At 33.9% G+C, this 19249-nt stretch carries 12 protein-coding genes; 3 read left to right on the top strand and 9 right to left on the bottom strand.

Annotated features, from left to right (window positions below; all coding sequences use genetic code 11):
• Nucleotides 1-177 precede the first annotated feature (177 nt).
• The 3 genes from J7K39_06080 to J7K39_06070 all read right to left on the bottom strand — a co-directional run bounded on the left by J7K39_06080 (nt 178) and on the right by J7K39_06070 (nt 4578).
• The gene (locus J7K39_06080) at nt 178-2340 is read right to left on the bottom strand and encodes a hypothetical protein (GenBank protein MCD6179455.1); all 2163 of its coding nucleotides are present in this window, start codon (nt 2338-2340) and stop codon (nt 178-180) included.
• Nucleotides 2341-2544: 204 nt separating this feature from the next.
• Complete coding sequence (locus J7K39_06075; GenBank protein MCD6179454.1) at nt 2545-3858, bottom strand: pyridoxal phosphate-dependent aminotransferase; 1314 nt, start codon at nt 3856-3858, stop codon at nt 2545-2547.
• Between the two features lie 21 nt (nt 3859-3879).
• Nucleotides 3880-4578 (bottom strand): hypothetical protein, encoded by a 699-nt coding sequence (locus J7K39_06070; GenBank protein ID MCD6179453.1) that lies wholly within the window; start codon nt 4576-4578, stop codon nt 3880-3882.
• Nucleotides 4579-4742: 164 nt separating this feature from the next.
• On the opposite strand from J7K39_06070, the gene menD reads away from it, so the two are divergent.
• Nucleotides 4743-6422, top strand: coding sequence for a 2-succinyl-5-enolpyruvyl-6-hydroxy-3-cyclohexene-1-carboxylic-acid synthase (menD, locus tag J7K39_06065; protein ID MCD6179452.1), 1680 nt, complete (start codon nt 4743-4745; stop codon nt 6420-6422).
• On the opposite strand, the gene J7K39_06060 is transcribed toward menD, so the two are convergent.
• The gene (locus tag J7K39_06060; GenBank protein ID MCD6179451.1) at nt 6419-7432 is read right to left on the bottom strand and encodes an aminotransferase class V-fold PLP-dependent enzyme; all 1014 of its coding nucleotides are present in this window, start codon (nt 7430-7432) and stop codon (nt 6419-6421) included. The two genes, menD and J7K39_06060, sit on opposite strands and share 4 nt — an antisense overlap.
• Nucleotides 7433-7614: 182 nt before the next feature.
• Nucleotides 7615-8547 carry a helix-hairpin-helix domain-containing protein gene (locus J7K39_06055; GenBank protein MCD6179450.1) on the bottom strand — a complete coding sequence of 311 codons (933 nt, stop codon included), beginning with the start codon at nt 8545-8547 and terminating at the stop codon, nt 7615-7617.
• Nucleotides 8548-8912: 365 nt separating this feature from the next.
• On the opposite strand from J7K39_06055, the gene J7K39_06050 reads away from it, so the two are divergent.
• Nucleotides 8913-9308, top strand: coding sequence for a hypothetical protein (locus J7K39_06050; GenBank protein ID MCD6179449.1), 396 nt, complete (start codon nt 8913-8915; stop codon nt 9306-9308).
• 1 nt (nt 9309) lies between these two features.
• Here J7K39_06050 and guaA read toward each other — a convergent pair whose 3' ends face one another.
• The 4 genes from guaA to J7K39_06030 all read right to left on the bottom strand — a co-directional run bounded on the left by guaA (nt 9310) and on the right by J7K39_06030 (nt 16454).
• Complete coding sequence (gene guaA, locus J7K39_06045; protein MCD6179448.1) at nt 9310-10839, bottom strand: glutamine-hydrolyzing GMP synthase; 1530 nt, start codon at nt 10837-10839, stop codon at nt 9310-9312.
• 120 nt (nt 10840-10959) lie between these two features.
• Nucleotides 10960-12291 (bottom strand): PhoH family protein, encoded by a 1332-nt coding sequence (locus J7K39_06040; protein ID MCD6179447.1) that lies wholly within the window; start codon nt 12289-12291, stop codon nt 10960-10962.
• Between the two features lie 128 nt (nt 12292-12419).
• On the bottom strand, nt 12420-14555 hold the full coding sequence (gene scpA / locus J7K39_06035; protein MCD6179446.1) for a methylmalonyl-CoA mutase: 2136 nt from the start codon (nt 14553-14555) through the stop codon (nt 12420-12422).
• A gap of 15 nt (nt 14556-14570) precedes the next feature.
• Complete coding sequence (locus J7K39_06030; protein MCD6179445.1) at nt 14571-16454, bottom strand: acyl-CoA mutase large subunit family protein; 1884 nt, start codon at nt 16452-16454, stop codon at nt 14571-14573.
• Nucleotides 16455-16943: 489 nt separating this feature from the next.
• Between J7K39_06030 and J7K39_06025 the strand changes: the two genes are divergently transcribed.
• Complete coding sequence (locus J7K39_06025; GenBank protein MCD6179444.1) at nt 16944-19166, top strand: glycosyltransferase family 4 protein; 2223 nt, start codon at nt 16944-16946, stop codon at nt 19164-19166.
• The last annotated feature ends 83 nt before the right edge of the window (nt 19167-19249 follow it).

Genomic DNA, 19249 nt, shown 5'->3' with positions numbered 1-19249 from the left:
TCAATACGAAATTAAAAAACTATCTTGGATTTATAAAAAAAACGCTACAATAAGTGATATTCTCAATGCAACGTTTAGATTTTATTTCACCACAGAGACACAAAGGCACAAAGTAATATGTAATTTCCCTTTGTGTCTTAGTGCCTTCGTGGTAATATCAGAGACCTACAAGATATATTAATCCTGAAGATCTTTCACAACATCAATCAGTTCCGGAAGATCCATTCCAATATTCTTTAAATGTTCAATAGTAGGAACTCCGTTTTTTGTCCAACCACGACGTTGATATACGGCATCGAGTAATTTCTCATATTGATCGAGACGATATTCACGAGTGATAGCCATTTTCTCTTTGAGAGATTTACCGGCAGGATCGATACCTAAAATATCTTTCATTTGGCCATCATAACGTTCTTCGCGCGATAAATATTCTTCCTCAGTAACAGGACCGGCAGCACGATAAGGTTGAGCATCATTTTTACGTAATCCATAGCCCCTACGAATATTAAAAATACGTTGGAAGTTATAAACGCGCTCCGACTGACGAATCATTTCGTATTTATCGAAAGTCATATCACCTGTTACCGAGCGATAAATAGTAACATAATTATCTACGTGCTCTGGCACTTTTGCAGGCTCGTCAGTTTCGCCATTAGATTCTGGTTCAACATCATTCCAAGGTAATTTACATAAACCCTGTAAACCAAACCAAGTACGGAACATTGGGAAATAATGTAAGGCTTCAGCTTTATCTTCAAATGTTGGAATTTGGTTGTTTACCATATCCATAAAAATCAACCAAGCTTCATCGTGCTGAGGACCTTTGTTAGTCATAGCGTATCCACCTTGCTGTGCCAATGACTCTTTAGAAACATATTGAGAATATTCTAAACCTTTGTTTTCCATTCCAATATCATTGATAAATTGAGCATCGCCCCATCCTTTTTCAATGAACATCGCTTTTAATTTACGAACACCTTGACCGGCAATTTTTCCAAATCCTTCTCCTTTAGCGACTAAATGCAATAAATCCATTGCGGCATCAGCATTTCCAAAGTTGAGTTTTAAGCCTCCTGTACGTTCTTCGTTCAAAATACCCTCTTCATAACATTCCATTAAGAATCCCATAATGGTTCCCCAACTGATAGTACAAATACCATAAGTATCGCAATAAAAGTTAGATTCGATAGTGAAATCGGGATTAAAAATACCCATAATTGAACCCAGTGAAGAAGCTGTTTCGTATTCAGGACCTTCAACTAAAACACGACTTCCGGCATAAGGACCCGTGCGCAATAAATAATTATCGACACCTTTAGCACAAGCCATATTACATCCTATCCAACAACCATCGGGAACACCTTGTGTAAAGAAAGATTTATATACATCTGAATGTATTTTATCTGCTTGATCAGACTTCCCAAATTTAAAATTATGTGTTGGGAGAAGGTCATAATCATTCATAATATTAGTTAGGTGAGCCGTTCCTTTAGAGCGCATTTCAGCCTGACTGTCATCCAATTCGCGCATTTCGCGATTGAAACGTTTACCACGTTCTTTAATAGCATCTAAATCAACTACATTATTTAAATCGCCTTTTACACCGGTAATTTTAACAACTACAGCTTTAATTTTTTTGTTACGGAATACAGTGCCAATTCCTCCACGACCAGCTTGTTTTAGACGCACTTCTTTACGCTTTGGATCGTAGAAACTGAAATTTAACATTCCAATTAAAGAGTTTTCGGCAGCTTCACCTGTAGAGATAATACCAATATTTCGCTTATCGCGATCATCATCGGCATACATTTCTGTCAATCGCTCCGCAAGGATATGACTATCCAGTGGTTCAACAGGAGCTTGATAGATTTCTACCTTATGATTTACCCCATCAATAAAAACAATAACATCTTCTTCTGCTTTACCCTGAATTTCAATGGCATCAAAACCCGAGAATTTTAAAAACGGACCAAAAAATCCACCTACATTACTATCTATAGGAATATCGGTTTGTGGAGATAAAGAAACAACCAAAGATTTCCCCGAACCGGAATATTGGGTGATACCACCTATTGGACCAGAAGAAATATTAATTTCGTTTTCAGGATCGTCCCACTTAGTTGTAGGTTTTGTGGCATCCCAAAGAAGACGTAAACCATATCCTTTTCCACCTATAAATTTCTTTTTCATCTCGGCAGGAACCGCCTTTTCTTTAATTTCGGTTGTGCCCACATTAACATATAATATTTTATCGGTATAGCCTTTATCTAAAGCTTTCCAAGTGTAATTCCAACTGTTCAAAAGTTTATGAGCAGCTTTCATTTCCTCAATTGTCGCCATTGTATATTATTTTAAATTTAAAACTCGATTTTATGCAAAACTACTAAACAAAAACAGCAAATAATTTGTTTTCAGATGAATTCGGATAAGCACACTTTTGCATATCGTAATTATTTACTATTAATAAGTTGTATTATATTGATTTTTAATTTATTAACTTCTGTTTAGAACGATTAAAAATTGCTATTAAAAGGAAGTAAAATATTATTTATGATCCTTATTAAAAGCTTTCAATCGATATTCCAAATCGCCAAACTGACTTTCTTTAATCAATGAAGTACAAGCCCTGATTCCTTCATATCTTTCACTTCCGGTAATAGCTAAAGAAATGGCACTAATACCATAATAAACGAGCTTATTCAATAATTCTGCACCATCCATTCCGGGATAGGAAAAAGTAAAATAAAAACCATCGGCAATGGGATTATCCTCATCCTTATCATAAACAATATTAAAACCATTATCGGTAAATAAACGCTTCATTACATTAGCTTTTTTACCGTATATTTTTACCTCTTCCACAAAATTAAATTTGCCTTCGTTAGCCGCTTTCAAAACACCCATCAAACCATATTGTGCAGAGTGAGAAGTACCCGAACTTAAGGGGTAAATTGTTCCGAAAACCATAGAATAGCCAAATAAATCATTGACATAATAATTCTTTAGATTCTCAAATTTTCGCTCAAACAAAACATCACTAATTACCATCATTCCTATTCGCTCTCCGGCATAACTAAATGCTTTAGATGAAGAAATAAATAGAATATAATTATCGGTATATTTGGCAACACTAGGCTGATACGGGGCTTGTCCGACTTGCGAATAATCCTTGCGGAAATCCATTGCAAAATAGGCCAGATCTTCCATCACAACTATATCGTATTTATTAGCTAAATCGCCTATTATTTTCAATTCTTTTTCTGTAAAACATATCCACGACGGGTTATTTGGATTGGAATAAATTACGGAATGAATATGCCCCTGTGAAAAATAACTTTCCAGCTTTTCTCGTAATGCATCGCCTCGATAATTATATACATCGAAAGTTTCAAAATTCAGATTAAGAACTTTATGTTGCATTTTATGAACGGGAAAACCCGGATCGATAAATAAAGTTGTATTCCGTTCTTTGTATATACGCGACAGAGCTAAAAAGGAAGCAAAGCTACCCTGCATAGAGCCAACGGTTGGCAAGCATCCTTCAGGCTTTACATTTATATCTAAAAAGTTCTTTACAAAAAGAGCTATTTCCGTCTTTAATTGCGGAATACCTTGAATATCAGGATAAATAGCAGCCACCCCATTTCTTAGCGCATCTATTTGCGCTTCTACTCCATACTTATTTGGAGGTAACCCAGGAACTCCCATTTCCATACGAACAAACTTTTCGCCTGTGGCAGATTCGATCTCATCAACAAGCTTCTTAATTTCGCGTATCGAAGCTTTTCCAACTTCTTTTATACCGCTATCAGTAATTTTTTTACTTACAATATTTGAGTCAATTGGTGTATTTATCATAGCTATAAAATATTTTTATTTCTAAGTATTTTTTTCATTAAATAATTCGGCAACAGCTAAAATTACGCCTAATGCTATTCCTAAAATTGCAGCAAACAAAACTTGAAAATCTGTTGGCAACAAAAAGGTAATTGTATGTGCCGGTATCCAAAAAAACGGAATTGTTTTTTTGAACACGAAATTCCACATCAAATCCCAATTCAAATTAACGAATATATATCGTAATTTTATTGGTTTTAGAAAACCTATCAAACTACCATTATTTTGAATAATGTGCGTATCGGTAATTTTATGCATCGTCATCATAATGGGAGCAAATATTAAATTCATTGTCAGACTGATAGAAAAAGCCACTCCTACTTTTGCCCAACTAATATTCTCTTGCATAATCTGCGGAGCCTTATCAATACCCAAATAAGCAAGAAATGCTGGTGTTCCTACAGCAAAAATCACAAAAGCCATTTTAATTGTAAGTCCTAAAAAACCCCATACTAATGCTCGGGGCAAAACCCCAAAACCATTTTCATAATACACTCTTTTTCTAATTCGCAAACCAATAACTTCTCCCAAAGTCGCTAATATGGCAAATTTCACAAAAGCCATTATCATTCCATGTTCGCTATTAAACTCAATATAAAAACGATAAATATCATTAGAGACAAAAAAAGGCAGGAAAAACAATAATAATGCTAAAAAAAATAGGATGTCTTTTTTGGGCATAGCCTTTTTATTTTCTGTCTACAAAGGTCGAAAATCTTTTTTAGAAAACCTTTTAAAAAAAGGTTTATTCGTCTTTTACTTAAAATACGCCTTTCTTTTTTCAAAGACATGCAAAATTAAAACAAACAGCACCAACAAATGGAAAAAAACACGAACTTTGCGGAATGATTTCGGATAAAAAAGGACTCGAACACCTCAGCTTACTACTCATTGCCAATAATGTTAAACACATAGTTTTTTCACCCGGGAGTAGAAACGCCCCTTTAATTATCACTTTTCCTCGCTATAAAGAATTTAATTGTTATAGCATTGTTGATGAGCGTAGTGCAGCTTTTTTCGCCTTGGGAATTGCACAAAAAACCGGAGAAACAGTTGTTTTAAGTTGTACTTCGGGGAGTGCCTTATTAAATTATGCTCCGGCTCTTGCCGAAGCCTATTATCAAAAAATACCACTCCTCGTTATTTCGTCGGATAGACCTGAGAACCTGATTGACAGAGGTGATGGACAAACTATTCGTCAGCAAAATATTTATGCAAATTATATAAAAAAAAGTGTTCAGCTTTTGGAGAATCCTAAAACTGAAAGTGAATTAGCAAATTATCAAACACTTGCTTTGGAAGCTATAGCAGCTACCCAATATCCCGCTAAAGGACCGGCACATATCAACATTCCTTTTGCAGAGCCGATATACGGACAAAAAGCCAAAGAAAACCCACAAATAATTGCTTTAGAAAAAGCCGATAAAAAGGTTAATATTTTGGATAGTAAATTTAAAGAGTTAGCAAATATCTGGAATTCAAGCTCAAAAAAAATGATAATTGTTGGTCAGCAAAAACCAAATAAAGAGTTTGAAACTATTTTAAGCGAAATAAGTAAAGATTCGTCTGTAATCGTTTTAAGTGAAACTACATCTAATATTTACTCGCCAAATTTTATCAATTGTATAGATAAAACACTGGCAACTATCACTCCCGAAAAACTTGAGAACTTTCTTCCTGACTTATTGATTACGATAAACAGCAATATTGTTTCAAAAAGGATAAAAGCATTCCTACGAACAGAGAAGCCGTACCAACATTGGCATATTGATGAGACAAACGAAAATTTAGACACTTATTTTCATTTAAATCGGGTAATACCAATACTTCCCAAAGATTTCTTTGAAAAGATAAGCACATTGAGTCGGGATATTTCTTCAGATTACAAATCAAATTGGCTTAGACAAAAAGAGAAGTCGAAACAAAAACATAAAGAGTTTCTTCAAACAGCTCCCTATTCTGATTTTACCGTTTTCAATCAGCTCTTAAAACATTTACCTTCTGAAACTACTGTTCATTTTGCCAATAGTACAGCGGTAAGGTATTCTCAATTATTTGATATAAACCATAGATTACATATTAATTCTAATAGAGGAACCAGCGGGATAGACGGAAGTATATCTACTGCTGTCGGATCTGCTTGGATGAGCAATAAAATAACAACTATAATCAGTGGCGATTTGAGTTTCTTTTATGATAGCAATGCGCTTTGGAATAAATACGTTTCTCCACAATTACGAATTATTGTTATAAATAATAATGGAGGTGGAATTTTCCGTTTTATTGAAGGACCGAGTAAGCTTCCGGAGTTAGAGATGTTTTTTGAAACAAAACATCATCGAAAGGCTAAATCTTTAGCCAAAGAAGCAAATATTGAATATTTAAGTGCCGATTCGTTAGAAAGTTTAAAAACCGCTTTAATATCCTTTTTTAATCAAGGCAAAAAAGCAAAACTATTAGAAATTTTCACCCCTAATGAGCTAAATGCTAAAGTATTAAAGGATTATTTCAAGTCGATGGCTTAAGATAATATAGATTTAATAAAAATATCAATCTCTTCTTTTGTGGTGTCAAAAGCTGTCATTATCCGGTATTCGTCCTTAGATTCATCCCAAGGATAGAAAAATTGAGCTTCTTGCATTTTCGTTGCGAAAGCTTTTGGAATAACTGCCCAAATACCATTCGTTTCAATTTTCTGACTAATTTTTATTTCGGGAATCGCAGCCAATTTTAAGCCTAAATATTGCGCCATAGCATTTGCATTAGCGGCATTTTTTTTCCAGACATCATTTCTTAAAAGAGCTGTAAATTGAGCCGAAATAAAACGCATTTTTGAAGCAAGCTGCATACCTTGTTTACGGAATAATTCAAAATATCTAGTGAGCTCAGGTTTAAGAAAAACTACTGCCTCACCAAACATCAAACCATTTTTTGTTCCTCCAAAAGAGAGAATATCTACACCCGTATCGGTAATCATTTCTTTCATAGTACAATTTAAAGCAACGGCTGCATTTGTAATTCTGGCACCATCAATATGCAAAAGAAGATTGTATTTATGTGATAAATCAGCCAAAGCTTTTATTTCATGAACCGAATAAAGTGTTCCTAATTCGGTTGCTTGTGTTATTGAGATAATTCCGGGAACCGACTGATGCGGGTAACGTTCGGCTTTAACATGCGGTAAAATTATCTCGGGAGTTAATTTACCGTCAACATTAGGTAAATCAAGCAATTTTATTCCTGCAAATTTCTCGGCTGCACCACATTCATCCACATTTATATGTGCATGCTCAGAACAAATTATAGAATTAAAAGATTGACTGTTACTTGCCAAAGAGATAATATTAGCCGCCGTTCCGTTATACACAAAAAATGTTTCGCTTTGCTCACCAAAAACTTTTTTAAATTCTGCTTTTGCTTCTGCGGTATGTGGATCATCACCATAGGCTGGTGAGTGTCCTTGATTAGCATTAATAATGGCTTGCATTACTTCGGGGCAGGCTCCTGCCCAATTATCACTGGCAAATGATTTAATCATGATTTTGAATTTTTCACAAAATTATTAAAAAATACAAACGAAACGGACAGCCTCTTTCAAAAGCAATATTATTATTACCAAAAAGAAACTGTAAGTAGAAAATTTATAACTTCCCTATCGATATGCATAGAAATGCAATATACTATTCTGAGAATCAGAAATAGGGATACTCCACATTTTTAATTAACTTTTAAATAGGGCTTTAACTTTTGAAACAAGCTGTCAGATAAAATAGAATCTTTTTTAAGCTGATATATTCCGGCATAACGACCCAATTTATTTCTGAGATTAAATATCTTCTTTGTCGTTTCATAATCAATATAAGGATGCTTTAAAACCGTTTTAAAATCGGCTGTATTTATATCAATTGGAATTATTAAAGTATCTTTAAATGTTAAATAAGGGAGCCAAGTATTTAAACGAATACTATCAATTTTATAAAGCTCCGTCAATTGTTTTATAGAGACATAACCCCCTAATCTATTTCTATACTTTACAATCTGACCGGCATAAAAAGGACCTATACCCGGCACTTCTAAAAACGCAACAGAATCGGCACGATTAATATCTAAACGAATAAATGTTTTTATTTTATCACTTTTTGAGAATATTGAATCCCTATGTTTTTCTTTAGGAAATTCCGGACTCGGAATAAGTATATAATCTTTCAACTGTAGATATATTTTAGGAGTAAGTCCATAAATTTTCTGGAGATCCTCCTTTTTTTTAAAGCTTCCTCCTTTGGCTTCATATTTCAAAATTGTCTTAACCACTTTGTCGGGCATTCCCATTTCCAACCACTTTTCTTCAGGCAGATTATTGGGATTAAAAGGAATTGGATTTAACTTTATTTTCTTAACTGGGCTCTCCTTAATTCTCGTTGTTTTATGCGGAGACGGTTTTTCATCAACAATTTCAATTGCACTTGCTTTCCATTCTTCAATTTCTTTGAGTGTTGAGGAATAATCGTAAACCTCTTCTTGAAAAAGAACAGGCAAAAACAAATCAATAACAAAAGCAATGATAATAAGAACAATTAAAACAAACGCACCACGTTCTTGTCGCTTATTAAAATTAAAAAATGTTTTTATCTGATTTTTAAAGGATTGCATAATGAAGCTACCTAATGTTAAAGGGGGATTTAGAGAGGGTCATATTAGTTTTAGTGGCGAAGTTCTATTTTTCTTACATAGTCAAAACTACAGAATAAAAATTAGCTGAAGTTCAATGAAATCAAGATGTTACTCGTAGATTTTCATTCTAGCTTCAAACAACTTCAATATAAATATCTCACAATTTAACTCTTGAATGCTAAAAATTTAATACAAATGAACAAGTGTCCGAGAAAAATGTACGAACGCTAACTTTTATTATTTAAACGCTAGGTAATTATTTCAAAGACCAGCTTATATAAGACAATTTTTAACACAATTAAAATGCGATTAGTTTAATTCATAAATTGCATAAAAAAATAAATATGAATTATCAAGAGTTCTTCTCGGCACTGATTCACCTATTGTATAGTGTTTCAAAAAGCGATAAAGAGGTTCATTTGTTAGAAGTACAAGAGATATTGGACATTATAAACTCCGATATTCCAAAAATATTCCCTGAAATCCCTAAAGAGTTCCAATCTCTAAACAATCATTTAGCAATAGATGAGTTCAAACGTTTATACAAAAATCAAATTACTGAAGAACAAGCATATAATTACTTCATTAAGTTTCACGAAAATAATAAGAGCAGATTTAATTTAGACATCAATCTTATTTGCTATCAGTTAGCGACAAAAGTCGCCTTTTCTCATAAAGGTGTTAACGAAGAAGAGAAACAATTCCTGCTAAAGCTAAAACACTATTTAAAAATTGACTGAATTATTCCCATTCAATAGTTGCCGGTGGTTTAGAGCTAATATCGTAAACAACGCGGTTAACACCCTTTACACGGTTAATAATAGCATTGGAAATTTCAGCTAAAAATTCATATGGCAAATGCGACCAATCAGCAGTCATACCATCGGTAGAACCAACAGCTCTGAGTGCAACAACGTTCTCATAAGTACGCTCATCACCCATAACACCAACCGACTGAATAGGAGTTAGCATAGCCCCAGCTTGCCATACTTTATCATATAAATCATGATCTTTTAAACCCTGAATAAAGATATTATCAACTTCTTGCAGAATATGAACTTTTTCGGCAGTAACATCACCTAAAATACGAATACCTAAACCGGGGCCCGGAAATGGATGACGACCCAATAATTCCTTTTTCATATTAAGAGCCTTCCCCACTCTCCTAACCTCATCTTTAAACAAAGATTTTAATGGTTCCACAACTTTAAGTTTCATATAATCGGGCAAGCCACCAACATTATGATGCGACTTAATAGTAGCCGAAGGTCCTTTTACCGATACCGATTCAATAATATCGGGATAAATAGTTCCTTGTGCTAACCAAAGAGCGTTATCAATTTTTTTTGATTCTTCATCAAACACATCGACAAAGGTTTTGCCAATGGCTTTACGCTTTGCTTCAGGATCAGTAATCCCTGCTAGAGCAGCATAAAATTTTTCTGAAGCATTAACACCTTTAACATTCAAACCCATATCAGCATAAGAATCCAAAACATCATGAAATTCGTTTTTACGCAATAGACCATTATCTACAAAAATACAATGTAAATTTCGGCCTATGGCCTGATGTAAAAGCATAGCAGCAACAGAAGAATCAACGCCTCCGGATAAACCAAGGATAACTTTATCATTTCCCAATTGTGCTTTAAGTTCAGCAACCGTTTCATCAACAAAAGAATTTGGAGTCCACATTTGAGAAACACCACATATTTCAACCAAAAAGTTCTTTAAAAGCTTAGTCCCTTCAGTAGAATGATACACTTCCGGATGAAATTGGATACCATAAGTTTCTTCACCTTTTATCTTAAATCCTCCGACAGCAACATCTTTTGTACTAGCAATAATTTCAAAACTTTCCGGTGTTTTAAGGATGGTATCACCATGAGACATCCAAACCTGACTTCCCAATTTAACTCCCTTTAAAAGTCTGTCTTCATTTTTGGTAAAAGAAAGATTTGCCCTACCATATTCACGAATTTCAGAAGGTAATACTTCGCCGCCATCGTGCTGAGCCAAATATTGTGCTCCATAACAAACACCTAAAAGAGGAAACCGTTTTCTAATACTATCCAAGGCAGGTTTTGGAGCCTCTTTATCGCGTACGCTATATGGACTACCCGACAATATTACACCTTTAATATGTTTATCAATTTGGGGAATTTTATTGTAAGGATGAATTTCACAATATACATTCAACTCCCTAACTCTACGAGCAATAAGCTGCGTATATTGCGAGCCGAAATCGAGGATTAAAATCATTTCTTCCATAGATGCAAAGATATAAAAGCATTTATAACCATTGCTTAAAAAGAAAAAATTAGAGATTAAAAAACAAGTGCATCAGAAAGGCAAATAACAGGATTTCCTCAAATAAAAAGCACCATAGATTTATAATAAATCATTTGCCAAATTAGCAAGTTCACTTCTCTCCCCTTTCTCTAATCGGATATGTGCATAAATAGAATGAGAATGAATTTTATGAATTAAGTAAGACAAACCATTTGATTGAGAATCGAGATAAGGAGTATCTATCTGAAAAATATCGCCTGTAAAAACAATCTTAGTTCCTTCACCTGCTCTGGTAATTATTGTTTTAACTTCGTGTGGAGTGAGGTTTTGAGCCTCATCTACTATAAAAAAGATATTAGATAAACTCCTTCCTCGAATATAAGCTAAAGGAGAAATAACTAATTTTTCGTTTTCAATAGCAGCATTAATATTTTGAAATTCCTTATCTCTATCGCCAAACTGACTTTTAATAAATTTTAAATTATCGAATAAAGGTTCCATATAAGGACGAACTTTTTCATTTGCATCACCCGGCAAAAAGCCAATATCTTTATTACTTAAAGGAACTATTGGGCGAGCTAAAAAAACCTGTTTAAACTGTCTTCTTTGATCTAAAGCAGCAGCTAAAGCCAAAAGCGTTTTTCCTGTACCTGCCACTCCCGAGATGGTAACCAATTTTACTTCGGGATTCAGTAAGGCGTGTGCCGCAAAAACCTGCTCGGCATTACGAGGAATTATACGATGAACAGGCTGTTTATGAATATGTTCTATCTGATCTTCAATAGGATTATAATAAGCTAAAATTGAATTCCTTCCGCTTTTTAAGATAAAATATTGATGAGGAACAGGCTTTTCTATTTCCAAGTCAGAATATAAACAATACCCATCATTATACATTCTATCAATTACTTCTGACGAAACATTTTCGAGTACTGCTGTTCCAGTATACAGATTATCAACATTCTTAATTTTTCCTGTTTGAAAATCTTCGGCAGCAATTCCCAATGCTTTTGCTTTTATGCGAAGGTTAATATCTTTGGTGACCATAATTACAGGTCGTTTTGGAAATTCCTGCTGTAAAGAAATCGCAACATTTAATATACGATGATCTGCCTTGGCAACTCCAAATACTTTTTCAGCATCCCTTGCTGAATCAACCTGAGCATCAATTACTACTTTAAACTTCCCTCTCTCCGGGCCATCCAACTTCTGCCACTTTTGTAAGGTTCCTTTTTCTGAAAGAGAATCCATAATACGAATAAACTCTCTTGCTTCAAAATTTTTAGAATCGTTACCTTTTTTAAAATTATCAAGCTCTTCCAAAACAGTAATAGGAATTGCTACATCGTTATCGTCAAAACTATGAATAGAACTATGATTGTAGAGAATAACAGAAGTATCGAGCACAAATATTTTTTTCACTTTAGCCATAAGGAGGATTTTAGAAGATTAAGAACGAATTTGATATACCCTAAATATAATGCGATTTTAAGCCTTTTGAACATAAAAAAAAGCCGTTTTTCAACGGCTTAACATTAATAACTTCTAAATAAAATTACTTATTCTTCGCCTAATAAAAGCTTTAACAGCTTAATTGCAGCATCAGAAACAACAGTCCCCGGACCAAATATTGCTACAGCACCGGCATCGTAAAGAAACTGATAATCTTGTGATGGAATAACGCCTCCAACAATTACCATAATATCTTCTCGTCCTTGTTTCTTAAGCTCTTCTATCACTTTAGGAACTAAAGTTTTATGTCCGGCAGCCAGGCTGGAAACTCCCAAAATATGCACATCGTTTTCAATAGCTTGGCGTGCAGCTTCGGCAGGAGTTTGAAAAAGCGGACCAATATCCACATCAAATCCAATATCGGCATAACCGGTAGCCACAACTTTTGCTCCTCTATCGTGACCATCCTGACCCATTTTTGCAATCATAATGCGAGGTCTACGACCTTCTTTCTCCGCAAATTTATTAGCTAAAGTAACTGCTTCTGCATACATTTTATTGTCTTTATTTTCACTTGAATACACTCCGGAAACAGAACGTATAGTTGCATTATATCGACCAAATTCTTTTTCAAGCGCAAAGGAAATTTCGCCTAAACTAGCTCGTTTTTTTGCTGCATCAACAGCCAGTTCCAATAAATTTCCTTTACCTGTTTTGGCAGCTTTAGTTAATGCTTCTAAAGATTTCTCAACCGCGTCTGCATCTCTTTCAGCTCGCAATTTAGCTAATCTTTTTATTTGCGCATCGCGAACAGCAGTATTATCCACTTCAAGAGTCTCCAGCGAATCTTCTTTTTCGAGTCGATATTTATTAACACCAACAATAGTATCTTTATTTGAATCTATTCTAGCTTGCTTTCTGGCAGATGCTTCTTCAATACGCATTTTAGGAATACCCGTTTCTATAGCTTTAGCCATTCCGCCAAGTTCTTCAACCTCTTCAATTAAAGCCCAAGCTTTTTCTGCAATTTCTTTTGTTAAACTCTCAACATAATACGAACCTGCCCAAGGATCGACAGTTTCTGTAATATGCGTTTCTTCTTGAAGATAGATTTGTGTATTTCGGGCAATTCGTGCCGAAGAATCTGTTGGGAGCGCAATAGCTTCGTCCAAAGCATTGGTATGCAATGATTGCGTATGTCCTAATACCGCAGCTAAAGCTTCAATAGCAGTTCGGCTTATATTATTATAAGGGTCTTGCTCTGTTAAACTCCAACCCGATGTTTGAGAGTGAGTACGCAAAGCCATTGATTTTGGATTCTTAGGATTAAAACGTTTAACAATTTTAGCCCAAAGCATACGTCCTGCACGCATTTTGGCAATTTCCATAAAATGATTCATTCCAACACCCCAGAAAAACGATAAGCGAGGTGCAAAAGAGTCAATGTCCATTCCGGTATTTATACCTGCTCTCAAATATTCCAGTCCATCGGCAAGTGTATAAGCCAATTCAATATCTGCGGTAGCACCCGCTTCTTGCATATGATAACCCGAAATAGAAATAGAGTTAAATTTGGGCATATATTTAGATGAATACTCAAAAATATCTGCTATAATTTTCATACTTGGAAGCGGAGGATAAATGTATGTATTACGCACCATAAACTCCTTCAAAATATCATTTTGAATTGTTCCTGTCAACTCTTCAAGTTTAACACCTTGCTCTAATCCTGCAACAATATAAAATGCCAAAATGGGTAAAACAGCACCATTCATTGTCATAGAAACTGACATTTTATCTAAAGGAATTTGATCAAAAAGTATTTCCATATCAAGTATAGAATCTACTGCCACTCCGGCTTTTCCAACATCACCTTCAACACGATCGTGATTGGAATCGTAGCCTCTGTGCGTTGCTAAATCGAAAGCAATAGACAAACCCTTTTGACCTGCAGCTAAATTTCGACGGTAAAAAGCGTTGGATTCTTCAGCCGTTGAAAATCCTGCATATTGACGAATTGTCCAAGGACGAGTAACATACATTCCGGAATAAGGTCCACGCAAAAACGGAGGAATTCCGGCAGCATAATCTAAATGCTCTATCTCTTTTAAATCATTGGAAGTATAAACCGATTTAACATCAATTCCTTCTGCCGTTTTCCAAACATCATCAAGTAAAGCATTATTTACATTCTTAATTTGCTTTACTGACTTTATATTTATTTTTTTAAAATCTGGTTTCATCTGACAAAAATTTAGCTATTCAACACCCAATTCAAACTGATACTTTCTTAGATCTTCTACTATATTCGATTTGGCATGAATAAAATGATTAAGCCCAACACTCTTAATTTCATCGATTAAAGTCTTTGGATAACCGGCAATGACTAAGATAGCATGATATTGTAATTTATCGAAAACAGCTTCGGCAAAGGCAGGATATTCATTATCGCTTGAACAAATAACAATGATATCCGCCTTAGATTCAATAGCGGCATTTATTCCCTCTTCAACATTTTCAAACCCATTATTATCTTCTACTTCAAAGCCGCCGCAAGCAAAATAATTACAAGCAAATTGAGCTCGAGCTTTACGAATAGATTTATTTCCCAGAGGAAGCATAAACACTTTTGGACGTTGATTTTTCTGAGAAAAGAGGTCTGTTTTCTGTCTAATATACTCAATATTCATGCTTAACCTAGATTGTTTTAAAGTTCTAATTTCAGCATTCGGAGCTCTCATATCTAAAGGCTCAAAAACATCAGGGTTAAGCATTTTGTCAATACTTTCATCAAAATTAGGATACTGGTTACTTCCAAGAACTATTTCGCGTCTTGTGGCCATTGCCTCAGTACTTTTTTCAGCCGTAGCTTCAACAATATCCTGAATAAAACCTTTTTTTAGTGCTGCTATAAAACCACCTAATTTATCAATCTCCAAAAATAGTTTCCACGCCTCCTCAACCAAAGAATTAGTTAAATTTTCAATATAATAAGACCCTGCTGCAGGATCAGCAACTTTATCCAAAAAGCTTTCTTCCTTAATTACTAATTGTTGATTTCTGGCAATTCTCTCTGAAAAATCAGAAGGTAACTGATATATCATATTATAAGCCGTAAGACTCAAGCTATCTGTTCCTCCTAATATAGCTGACATACCTTCGGTAGTTGTGCGAAGAATATTTACCTGAGAATCGTAAACGCTTTTATTCCACGAACTAGGAACAGAATGAATATGCATTTGAGCCGAACTATCCTCTTCACAGCCAAAAGATGTAACAATTTTCGACCATAAGTATCGAGCTGCACGAAGCTTAGCTATTTCCATAAAATAATTAGATCCTATACCAAAATTAAATTTGATATGAGTTGCAATTTTATCAACCGACAAACCTAAATCCGTCAGACGATCGATATATTCAGATCCTTGCGCTATCGAAAAAGCAAGTTCTTGAACAACATTAGCTCCAGCATTCCGCAAATTATGACCGTTAACGGCAAGCGCCCTAAAATTAGGCAAGGATTTTACTGCGTGAATTAATTGCTTGGAATGGGTGAAAGCATATTCTTCGGTCTGGCAAAGCCTACCTCTGAACGTATAAGCCATAAAAGGATCAAAATCAACTGAGCCTTGTATTTTTTCGGGGTTTCTTTTGTATTTATGAACCAGCTCCTCATAAATAGCAAGAACTTTATGTGAAGCAGAACCACACATAAAATTTACTTCAAGCTCCTCCGAATGGATATTCTCCATTAAAAGTTCAATATCCTTAACCGAAGGTTGAAATTGATCGGAAAACAAAAACCCGATAGATTGTACACCTTTAGTTGTTAATTCAAGGGCTTTTTTATTTGCATTGGCAATATTATCGACTAAAATATCTTGACGGATTAACCACGAATTATCGGTTTTATGCCCACGTAAAAAAGGAAAATTTCCCGGGTAAATATCTGCCAACTGCGTGTTATCCAAATCCTCTTTACGATAAAAAGGGCGGAGCTGAAAACCTTCACGTGTTCTTGTGAATAAAGATTTTTCATAATCAGCACCTTTCAAATCCTTCTTCAGCTTATCTTTCCATGCTTCTGTAGAAGTAGAGGGGAACTCTTCAAAAAGACGAGTTTTATTTATATCATTATTCATTATAGTTATCAAATTTATCTTAATGCAAATGTAGTCGAAAAAAGCAGCTACAGAATAAAATTGTTATTGAAATAACAATATAAAATCATTCTAAAAAATAAAACTTTATTAACAAATAATAAAGCCTCTTATTAAGCTTTTTTCAAAATCACTTTAACAAAAATAATACTTTTGCATCAATAAATAACATAAAATGAATTCTGACGATATTCATCAATTTAGTTTACGCCTTGTGTACCGCCAACTTACAAAAAACGGATTTAAAAAGGAGCGGAACTTTATATCAATTATTCCGGATTAAAAGAATTTATTAGACTTTAACACAAACAAACTCCCCTTAAATTAAGATATATAACTAATCTTATTAATATTTAAATTTTATTTTGACATCTTAGCTTACTTAAATTATCTTTGTAAGAAGAGCTGCTTTATATTTGATAGCACTGTGTCTCTGGACTTTAAAAGGGACAAAAATAAATTATCAAAAAAATGAAAATTGCTATAATTGGGAATTACCCTCCCAGAAGATGCGGAATAGCCACCTTTACTCAAAACTTTGTTGAAGCATTGTTGGCTGACAAAAAGAATTCAATCTCATCAAAAATTCAAATTGATGTTTTTGCAATGGATGATAATAAAGACAGTTACGACTATCCTAAAATTGTAAAGCAAAGCATACGTCAAAATCACACAGAAGATTATTTTGAAATAGTGAATATAATTAATGAGGGCAATTATGATTATTGCTATATCCAACACGAATTTGGGATTTTTGGAGGACATAGCGGTTTGTTTGTTAATATTTTTCTTTCACAGATTAAAACCCCCATTTTTATTACCCTACATTCTGTTCTGAAAGAGCTAAACTTTCATCAGAAACGCATTTTAGAAAATATGGTATTATTTTCTACACAATTAGTTGTAATGAGTGAGTTTGCTAGAGAAATATTAATTATAGATCACCATATCTCAGATAAAAAAATATCGGTTATTCCACATGGAGTTCCGGTTTTTAAAAGCTCGGATACAAAAACAGCCAAAGAAGATTTAGGCTGGCAGGATTACACAATTTTAATGACATTTGGCTTAATTGGACAGTCAAAAGGAATAGAAATAGCCATTAAGGCCTTACCAAAAGTCTGCAAAGCTTATCCTGAAGTACGCTACATAATACTTGGAAAAACACATCCTCATATTGTTGAAAACGAAGGAGAAGCTTATAGAGAATCTCTTATTAAGCTATCTAAAGAGTTAGGAGTAAGTAAAAATATATTTTTTTTAGATAAGTATGTAAGTGAAACTGAGTTAAAAAACTATCTGCAAGCCTGCGACATTTATATCACTCCTTACTTAAACGAAGCTCAAATTACAAGCGGAACACTTTCTTATGCAGTAAGTTCCGGCTCAGCAGTTATTTCAACCCCATATTGGCATGCTATTGAGTTATTAGCTAATGAGCGGGGTATATTATTTGATTTCAATTGTTATGCCGACTTAGAATCAGAGCTAATGGATTTATTATCTAATACAGATAAATTACATTCTATACAACAGTCTGCTTTTAAGTACGGACAAACATTTTCGTGGCCCACAATTGGGACTAAGACACATAAAATTATTCGGAATATTCTTACCAAAAACACAATAAATAAGTCTAATACAGAAGAAATTTTTTTAAGTAGTATCCCTGAATTTTCTCTAAATCACATTAACTCTTTAATAGATTCAACAGGATTATTGCAGCATTCAACTTACAATATTCCGGATTTTAAACATGGATATTGCACCGATGATAATGCTCGAGCATTGATTTTAGCAATAAAGCTAAATCTAATCTCACATTCAAAAGATAATGAGCTTTTAATTACAAAATTTTTGAGCTTTCTTAATTATATGCAAATAGAAAGCGGCACTTTTATAAATATGCTAAGCTATTCGAGGCAACACCTTCAAAATAACAAATCTGAAGATACATTTGGAAGAGCAATTTGGGCTTTAGGATATACTATTAAATATGCACCTCTATTAAGTCAAAAAGAATTTGCTTTGAGAATGTTTTTAAAAGCCTTGCCTGCTTTCGCATCCTTAAAAGATTTAAGAGGAATTGCAAACTCAATTATCGGGATAGTATATTTTCTTGAAGAGCATAAAAACGATAAAACTACAGAAGCAATACTCCAAAAACTCTTATCAAAGCTTTATGATTCATATAAACTATATTCTGATAACAGCTGGAAATGGTATGATGATAAAATTGCTTACGACAATGCCATTTTACCTTTATCTATGTTTTACGGAGCATCGTATTTCAAAATTTCAGAATATTTCAAAACAGCTATGGATAGCCTCACTTTTTTAGAAGCTGTAAGTTATAAAGACAATCATCTATCATTAATAGGAAATGAAAAATGGTTAGAAAAAGGAGAGCCTAAATCATTATTTTGCCAGCAACCTATTGATGCAATGGCATTTACTTTAATATATCAGTATCTTTACAAATTAACAAATAAGAATATTTATAAAGATAAACTAAGAAAATCATTCACTTGGTTTTTAGGAAATAACGATTTGTTTACCTCTTTATATGACAGACAAACAGAAGCTTGCGCAGATGGATTGTTTAAAGACAATATTAATTTAAACCAAGGTGCAGAAAGTAATTTAGCATGGTTAATTGCTTATTTAAACTATAAATATATAGATATAAATTAATGATTGACAAAATTTTAACTTATATCATACGTCTTGGTTTATTACATTATTATTCTTAACTTCGGAGGTGCTTATTAAAAAAT

This window comes from Bacteroidales bacterium (assembly GCA_021157585.1).
GTDB lineage: Bacteria > Bacteroidota > Bacteroidia > Bacteroidales > UBA12170 > UBA12170.
This window is presented reverse-complemented; position numbering and strand designations above follow the sequence as displayed.

Coding starts and splice junctions, on each gene's coding strand:
- menD (MCD6179452.1), top strand. CDS start 4,743: ATGATTTCGGATAAAAAAGGACTCGAACACCTCAGCTTACTACTCATT.
- J7K39_06070 (MCD6179453.1), bottom strand. CDS start 4,578: ATGCCCAAAAAAGACATCCTATTTTTTTTAGCATTATTATTGTTTTTC.
- J7K39_06025 (MCD6179444.1), top strand. CDS start 16,944: ATGAAAATTGCTATAATTGGGAATTACCCTCCCAGAAGATGCGGAATA.
- J7K39_06030 (MCD6179445.1), bottom strand. CDS start 16,454: ATGAATAATGATATAAATAAAACTCGTCTTTTTGAAGAGTTCCCCTCT.
- J7K39_06050 (MCD6179449.1), top strand. CDS start 8,913: ATGAATTATCAAGAGTTCTTCTCGGCACTGATTCACCTATTGTATAGT.
- J7K39_06055 (MCD6179450.1), bottom strand. CDS start 8,547: ATGCAATCCTTTAAAAATCAGATAAAAACATTTTTTAATTTTAATAAG.
- J7K39_06075 (MCD6179454.1), bottom strand. CDS start 3,858: ATGATAAATACACCAATTGACTCAAATATTGTAAGTAAAAAAATTACT.
- scpA (MCD6179446.1), bottom strand. CDS start 14,555: ATGAAACCAGATTTTAAAAAAATAAATATAAAGTCAGTAAAGCAAATT.
- J7K39_06080 (MCD6179455.1), bottom strand. CDS start 2,340: ATGGCGACAATTGAGGAAATGAAAGCTGCTCATAAACTTTTGAACAGT.
- guaA (MCD6179448.1), bottom strand. CDS start 10,839: ATGGAAGAAATGATTTTAATCCTCGATTTCGGCTCGCAATATACGCAG.
- J7K39_06040 (MCD6179447.1), bottom strand. CDS start 12,291: ATGGCTAAAGTGAAAAAAATATTTGTGCTCGATACTTCTGTTATTCTC.